This is a genomic window from Chryseobacterium jejuense, from assembly GCF_900100075.1.
GTDB classification, from domain to species: domain Bacteria; phylum Bacteroidota; class Bacteroidia; order Flavobacteriales; family Weeksellaceae; genus Chryseobacterium; species Chryseobacterium jejuense.
Genome location: NZ_FNEG01000001.1, coordinates 1,238,156 through 1,246,989 on the forward strand (window position 1 = coordinate 1,238,156; position 8,834 = coordinate 1,246,989).

The window sequence follows — 8,834 nt, forward strand, 5'->3', positions numbered from 1 at the left end:
AACAATAAAAATTTATTAAAACAAAGATATCTTGGGTAGCTTTTTACATGATGATTATCAGTTAATATTTATAAAATAAACTACATGACTAAATTGAATTAATTATTTTATTTAAATGCTTTAAATTAAGTTATATAAAACTAGATCATAAAGCTAACTGTTAAAACACCCAAATTTTGAAATAGGCTAAAAATCGTACTTTTGTTTTTAATTATTCTAAATAATACTTAAGTATGAAAAAATCTATTTTCTTAATAGGAAGTCTTGTGGTATTTTCTCAAGCGGCTGCCCAGAAAAAAGATTCATTAGAACAGAACAGACTAGATGAAGTGATTGTTACCGCATCAAGATCTCCGGAAATTGTAAAGAAAACAGCATCTACAGTTAATATCATCACCAAAAAAGAAATTACAGAACAAACATTAATTTCTGCCGATCTCAGTAATATCCTTGCTTATAAAGTACCAGGATTAGCATTTGGGAATAATCAGGTAAGCAATAGAGGGCAAACTTTAAGAGGAAGAAACGTACTGATTATGATCGACGGAATTCCACAATCAAGCCCTTTACGAAATAATGACAGAGAAATGCGAAGTATTGATCCTTCTGTTTTAGACCGGATTGAAGTGGTAAAAGGAGCAACATCTATTTATGGGAATGGTGCAGAAGGAGGAATCATTAATTATATTACCCAAAAAAGTACTTCTGGTAAAATTTTTTCAGGAAGAACTGTATTAGGATTTACCAGCCATGATTTATTTAATAACAAAATGTTCAAATCAGATGGTGGTGCGGGGTACAGAATTTCACAAAGTTTCTTCGGAAAAGTAGGAAAATTCGACTATCTTGTGAATGGAACGCTTACCCAAAATGGAGTAAAAATAGATGGTGAAGGATTAGTCCAGAACCCAAGATATGGATTGGGAGAAACTGCCGTCAACAATATTTTTGCAAAAATTGGGTATGACCTTAATGACAACAACAACAGATTTGAAGTAATGTATAATTACTATTCAAGTCTGCAAGATTCCAAATATATACTGGATCTTGGGAAATATGGTGAACAGCCTTCTACCGGGAAATTAGGTGACAGAGAAGGTGTAAAAGAAGGAACAAGATATAATCACAACGGATATCTTAAATATATCAATAAGAATATTTTTCGTAACACAACTCTTAACACCACTTTGTATTTCCAGGATTTTTATACCATTTATGATTACAGAAACGCACCCAGATGGAAAACAGGAGGGCAATCGGCTATTCTAGAAAAAAAATATGGGTTCAGAGCAGATTTTAATACTGAATTTGGGAAAGAAAAAGGATTAAAAGGTTCACTGACATATGGTCTGGATCTCCTGAATGAAAAAACAAGTCAGCCTCTGGTAGACGGAAGAATGTGGGTTCCGGAAATGAATATGCTGGCTGCAGCACCTTTTGTACAGGGAAAATTATTTCTTACTGATGATCTGACAGTAAAGGCAGGTGTTCGATGGGATAAAATGTCCGTTAAAATCCCGGATTATACTACTTTGCCTTCCAACAAAGATGTTCCGTTCAATGTAGAAGGAGGAAGATTGAATTATTCAAACCTGTCTTATAATGTAGGAGTGAGTTATGTGGGATTTGATTTCTTCCAGCCTTTCACCTCTTATTCCAGAGGGTTTAATATTTATGATCTGGGCCGTGTACTTAGAGATGCAAAAAGCAATGTCCTCAGTGAAATCAATACAGATCCTGTAGTTATTGATAACTATGAAATTGGTTTCAACAGTAAAATAGGGCAGTACGTAGATTTTTCAGCCAGTTATTTTTATAATTATTCCAAGTTGGGAGCTGATCTGGTTTCTGTGAATGGTTTCTGGACTCCGCTTCGTGCACCTCAATATATTAATGGAGTAGAGTTGGCATTGAATATTTATCCAACACAGGGATTAACTTTCGGAACCAATTATACTTATCAGGAAGGAAAAGTAGATGTTAAAAATGACAACAGTTATGGAAAATATCTAAGCGGTTTAAGAATTGCGCCTGCAAGGTTGAATTCTTTCGTTAAATGGAATGATAAGGATCAAAAATTACAGTTAGGAGTCTACCATATGTACTCGTTTAAAAGAGATAATTTTGAGCCTGTTACCTCAGGAAAGTATGATGAAGGAGAAGGTCCTGTGAAAAGTTTTAACCTGTTCAATGTTCAGGGAAGTTATAAAATTAATAAACTCCTGACAGTAGGACTTGGAATAGAGAATGTTTTCAATACTTCATACTTCACGCCAACCTCAATGTATACTGCGCGTGATGCAGAATATGTACGCGGAAACGGAAGATATTATACACTTTCTCTTAATTTTAATTATTAATAATCTAAATCTTTTTTTATAAAACCAGCCCTTTTCTTAATGGAAAAGGGCTGGTTTTTTTAGTGAGAAAAGCATTAAATACAACAGAAAATGTAGATAGTTATAATTAAGGGCAGCTTGCATTTGTTTTCTGTTTTGTAGGTAATAGATACAACTCTATCAAAAATCTTTTGTTATCCTATATAAATATGACTAATAAAGCATCTCGTGGAAAAGAAACTTCTGACCGGAAAATAGTTTGATTGTAAGTAAATGCAAAAGGATTTTTGCTTGAAGATATAGAAAAATGCTTCTGAATATAAACAAGTAAACCTTTGAAAAACTTCAAAGGTTTTTTTATGGAAAATAGATAAAATACGACAGTTTCTGTCGCAATGCTGTAGTAGATTTGTAGAATCAATGAAAAATCATATAATCACAATGAAATATACTAATGGTTGTAAATAATTAGTGTTAAATCACGATAAAATGATTTTCGTTAACTAAAAAAAGTTAAATTTATGCAGAATTTAAAAAGCTAATTGCTCAACTCAAAAATAACACAGTATGAAAAAGATTTATCTCAGTGCATGTACTGTATGCACCATTCTGGGGCTGTCTGCCCAGGAAGTTCTTTGGCAGAAAGACATTCAATCCTCAACTCAGGATTTTCTAAGCCAGGTCACCACTACCATCGATCAACAGTATCTCATTACAGGAAGCTCAATACAGAGCGACAAACTCCAACAAGGAAACAAACAGAATAACGGGTACGATTTCCATCTGATTAAATTGAATCAGCAGGGAGAGCAGGCCTGGGAAAAGTATTTCTCAGGAAACAATCACGATTATTTATCAGGGGCAGTAACTACCCAGGACGGAGGCTTTCTGGTAGCCGGAACATCTTACTCAGGAAAAGGATTGGATAAAAAAGATGACTCCAAAGGCGGATCAGATATCTGGCTGATCAGGATCAATGAATTTGGAGATGAACTGTGGCAAAAGACTTTGGGAACTTCAGCAGATGAAGAAGCCAGAGCAGTCATTCAAAGTACAGATTTGGGCTTTTTTGTCGCTGGAAATGTCCAAAACTCATCCAAAGGCTATGGTTCCAAAGATGTCTGGATCACCAGACTGGATAAAGACGGAAAGGAACTCTCTCAACTGATCTTAGGCGGAAAAGGATTAGACGAAGTTGAAAAAATGATTCCAACAAAAGATGGGGGAGCCTTACTGGGAATTTACTCAAGAAGTTCCGAGGTTCGTGTTTCGGGATCCGGAGATAGTCCTCGTGGAACTTCATCACCTTCTGAACCTCGTACCGCGAATCCCGTATCTCGCACCGGAAAATCTACAGAAAATTTCGGTGAAGGCGACTACTGGATCATCAAACTGGACAAAACAGGAAAAGTAGAATGGGAAAAGAACTTTGGGGGTAAAGGAGACGACCATGTAAGAACGCTGGCTTTAACTGCAAACGGCTATATCATCGGTGGAGAATCCAGATCCGAAAGATCCGGAAACAAAACCGTAGGAATTGAAGAAGGCACAGATCTATGGCTGATTGCTTTAAACGAAAGAGGTGATGAACAATGGCAGAAGTCTTATAACTTCAAAAACCGTGACATTCTGATGGGAATGAGTGTCATTTCTTCAGCAGATAGCAAATCCTCCAAAGGAATTCTGTTAGGCGGTTACACCCAGGCCGAAGGAAGAATAGAAAAAGATGATGAAACATTTTGGCTACTCTATATTGATCAGTTAGGGAATGAAATATGGAGAAAACATGTGACAGGAGAATCGAGACAGAGAGAGGAGAGACTTTCAGACTTAAAACTGAATAGAGATGGCTCAATTATTCTTGCCGGAACCAGTGCTAAAGAACTAGGAAAAGAGAACTGGAAGATTGTAAAGCTGGGAGATAAACAAGTGAATGATCTGATAGAAAAATATGATATTAAGATCTATCCAAACCCTGTATCGGATTATGCATATGTAGAAATCGGCTTTGATTTCAAAGAAGCAGATATTATGCTGTATGATATGAGCGGAAGACAGCTTCAGAACTTCAAAACCAAGAATAGGGTGACTAAGATTAATACCCAGGCTTTAGTTCAAGGTGCTTACTTAGTGACGATAAAAACGGATAATAACAAAACAGCGAATGCAAAGCTGATCAAGAAATAAAAAACATCAATCATGAAGAAAATAATACTTCTGGCAGCTTCATTGTCAGCCATGATGGGTTGGGGACAAACTTCTATAGGAGGCCAGCCCAATATTCAAAAGATTGTTCCTACTACTCCTGAAACCTACAGCATGTTTAAGGCAGGAGATTTCCCTGTAGATTACAGGACCGGAAAATTAAATATTTCCGTACCGCTGCATACCATTTCGACGAAATATGGTATTTCTATTCCTATCAGCCTTACTTATAATACAGGAGGAATAAAAGTAGATGAAACGTCAAGTACCGTAGGTTTGGGATGGAGTCTTTCGGTTCCCAATAACATTGCTGTCGAGGTACATGGAAAAGAGGATCTGAACAATACATTAGCATCCTGGTATCCCGAAAATGCATTTGATTATCAGTTTAATGAGATCATGATCGAATCATTTCCTCCTGATATCCGCCTTAAACTCTCTGGCTTAAGAGATAATACACTAGATACCGAACCGGATATATACCATTACAATCTGCCAACGATATCCGGATCTTTTGTGAGGGATTCGAACGGAAATTTTCATACGATTCCTTATGAGAATATCAGGATTACTTATTCTGAATCTGATAGAAAATTTACAATTACCGATGATAAAGGAATCATTTATACATTAGGATTTGGAAGTATCCTTTTTACAGATTCCCTAACGACAGGAACACCCTCATATGTTTCATCCTTAGTACTGCACAAAATAAAACTTCCCAATAATGAGGAAATTAATTTTAAGTATGAGACACAAATGTCTTATAAGAATGTAAGTTATTCTTTCACAGATTATTATTATCCGGTACCTTCAGCGATAGGCGATCCGTGTATTATGGGGCAGCAGGATGTTGGTGGAGTAACCACAAACCGCTACCTTGACCGGCTCCTTACAGAAATAACGTATAATAATGAGACGGTTAAATTAAATTATAAAAATATTATTAACGGAATATCAGGAAGAAAGGATGTTTCATCCGATACTCCTGCATCAACCTATGCTCTTGATAATATTCAAGTAATAAACAATAAGAATAATACGGTTACTAAATATCTGGAGCTTGCTCATGATTATTTTACCTCAAATGAGCCATCACCTGTCTCTGATTATAAGTATTACAGACTCAAGCTGTTAGGATTAGAAGATAAACTCCAAAATAATAAATATTCTTTTCAATATAATGAAACCGCAAAACCCAACGTGGGCAGTTTTGCACAAGATATATGGGGATATTTTAATGGGAAAATTTATGGAAATATAGGCCTGATTCCTAATTTGCGTTATTTTAATAAAAATCATACCACAGGAGCAGATAGAAGCGTGGATGCAAACAATAGCCAGGCTTATATTTTAAAGAAAATTGTTTATCCCACAGGAGGATATTCCTCATTTATATTTGAGAATAATACAATCTGGGGTCAATTGCTTATTCCACAGAAAGAAGAAATTACCTATAGTTTTATTAACAATGCCTATAACAATACGCAATTTGAATATGAGACGATAACAATGACTACTCCTGTAAATGAATATTTTTATATAGATGTTGACATATTCAAAGGTGAAGAGATCGGATTAGAATTTTTCAACAGCTGCTCCAATCAGACTCCAAATCAGTTTCCCGATAACGAAAGTAGTATGGGAACAGCATATCTGGAGGAATTCATCAATAACCACTGGGAAATCTTAACTGTATTTAACGGAGGCAGTACAGCAGGAACATCAATTGATGGAAAATTTTTCATGAATCCCGGAGCTAAAAAAAGAATAAGAACAGAAAGAAAAGGAAACTGCTTTGTTTCATTGAAAGTTTATAAAATAAAATACAATAAAAAGAACAATCAAAATAATATTGTTGGAGGGTTAAGGATAAAAAAGGTTGAAGATTTTGATGGTATCCATACTTATACCAAAAAATATTTTCAATACCATAATCCGGAAATGCCAGGCGAGAAATCATCAGGGTATTTTGCCTCTCCATTGAGTTTTTTAGAGATAACACCTAAACCGGTGCAAAGCTCAACTTCAGTTCCAGTTTTATGCAGTATGTATACATTAAGTGCAGATCAGGCTGTCAATTCAAGTTTATTGGGAAAAGATGTGGTAAATTATGAATATGTAACAGAATATATTCCGGGAAAAGGACGAAAAGTTTATCAGTTTGAAAAGGAAGATAATCTCATGGATATCTCTGTAGTGTCAGGAAATGGCTTCAACCCTTATCGCTTTAGAAATAAAAATTTAATTGTTGAAAAATTATATGCGGATAACAGCAATAATTTACTCAAAGAAACAACATACAAATATAATCTTAGTCTTTTAAAAAATGTCTTGTCTTCAAATACTTATAATAATCCGGGCATGCTAGTCCCTTCTGCTAAAATTGGAATATATGAACTACCTGGATTTCAGTCCATTCTTTATTCAACAAGGGTATTAAGTTCTTATCCTATACAATCCGGAAAGTTCTTATTGAATGAGGCTATTACAAAGGATTATATTACTGGAAATACACTGATTACCCATGTAAATAATGAATACTCGCTTAGTGATGTTCATAAACCTATTAATCTTACCTTAGAAAAGACAACGTTTCCTGATCAGGTGATTCAGACAGCGGCTAACCAATATGCTTATGAAAAGGGAAATCAAAAACTGATTAATGCCAATATGGTAGGCTTTCCTTTGGAAACAACCGTCATCAAAAAATTGAATAACAATAATGTTGGAACAACTATTTCAAAAACAGAAACAAAGTACGATGATTCTACGCATTTATTTCCAACCTCGGCTTTATCCTACGACCTCCAAAATCCTGCGGTAGTGGCTAATGAAGTAAAATATGATAAGTATGACCTTAAGGGAAATATCCAGCAGTATACTACAAAAGATGGAGTTTCAACAGTCATTATCTGGGGCTATCATGGAACCCAGCCAATTGCCAAGATTGAAAATGCAAAACTGGAAAACATTGGACAATCTTTCATAGATAGTATTGTGAATGCCTCTAATACAGATGCTTCAGCTGAAAGAAATAATGATGAAACCAACTTACTAAACGCTTTTAATACTTTTAAAAGGAATTTAGGTGATTATCAGATTACGACTTATACTTACGATCCTTTAATTGGAGTGAGAAGTATTACCCCACCATCAGGCATCCGTGAAGTTTATCTTTATGATACAGCGGGCAGACTTAAAGAAGTCAGAGAAAATAATCAGACTGGAAAACTGTTAAAAGAGTTCAATTACCATTACAAAAACTAAGACGATGAAAAAAATACTCATTCCTATAGGCCTATTGCTGCTGAGTCATTCAGTACAGGGCCAGATTACCCAGGGAGAAAATTATATTCAATCCAAAACCTATCTGGACTATAATGGAACTATCCCTGCCAAAACCTCAGAAATTGTGCAGTATTTTGATGGTTTAGGCAGACCCAAACAGGTTGTAAATGTAAAAGCATCCCCTCAGGGAAAAGATGTGGTTACCCATATTGAATATGACCAGTTTGGAAGGCAGCTTAAAGATTATCTACCCGTTCCTCAGGGAGGAACTTTGAATGGCGCTATTGTTCCCAATCCGTTATCCAATGCAGCCAATACCCCTTATGGCTCAGAAAAGATCTATTCCGAGAAAATAGTGGAAAACTCTCCACTCAATAGAGTTCAACAGCAGATTCAGGTAGGAAATGATTGGAGTAATAAACCTGTAAAATTTGATTATGAAACCAATATTGATGGTGAAGTAAAAAAATATGTCGCCACTTTTAATTATTCCACCTTTACCTCTGACATTAATATACCAGGCCATTATGGAGGCGGTCAGTTATATAAAAATACCATTACAGATGAGGATGGAAATAAAACCATTGAATTTAAAAATGGTAAAGGCCAGGTTTTACTGATAAGAAAAGAAGTAAATGCAACAGAAAAAGCAGATACTTATTATGTTTATAATAATTACAATCAGCTGGCGTTTGTGATTCCACCTTTAGCCTCTGTTTTGCCGGCAATAGATACAACCACACTAAATAACCTTTGCTATCAGTATAAATATGACGGAAAAAACCGTTTGGTAGAAAAGAAGCTCCCTGGCAAAGGCTGGGAATTTATGGTGTATGATAAATCAGACAGACTGATTCTCTCTCAGGATGCCAATCTGAGTGCTGCCAATAAATGGCTCATTACTAAGTATGACCAGTTAGGGAGAATTGCTTATACAGGCTTCTTAACAGGCGGTGATAGAGCGGGTAGACAAAATGAGGTAAACAATCTTGTCATCGC

General features: G+C 35.5%; 4 protein-coding genes. All 4 read left to right on the forward strand.

Annotation, left to right across the window (positions count from 1 at the left end; genetic code table 11):
* Positions 1 to 233: 233 nt before the first annotated feature.
* A complete protein-coding gene (locus tag BLS98_RS05585) occupies positions 234 to 2,360 on the forward strand; it encodes a TonB-dependent receptor (RefSeq protein WP_089734346.1) in 2,127 nt (708 codons plus the stop codon).
* 546 nt (positions 2,361 to 2,906) lie between these two features.
* The gene (locus BLS98_RS05590; RefSeq protein WP_089734348.1) at positions 2,907 to 4,526 is read left to right on the forward strand and encodes a T9SS type A sorting domain-containing protein; all 1,620 of its coding nucleotides are present in this window, start codon (positions 2,907 to 2,909) and stop codon (positions 4,524 to 4,526) included.
* Between the two features lie 12 nt (positions 4,527 to 4,538).
* The gene (locus BLS98_RS05595; protein ID WP_139166082.1) at positions 4,539 to 7,814 is read left to right on the forward strand and encodes a hypothetical protein; all 3,276 of its coding nucleotides are present in this window, start codon (positions 4,539 to 4,541) and stop codon (positions 7,812 to 7,814) included.
* Positions 7,815 to 7,818: 4 nt separating this feature from the next.
* Positions 7,819 to 8,834: DUF6443 domain-containing protein (locus BLS98_RS05600; protein WP_228436000.1), on the forward strand; the 1,016-nt coding region annotated here is incomplete at its 3' end.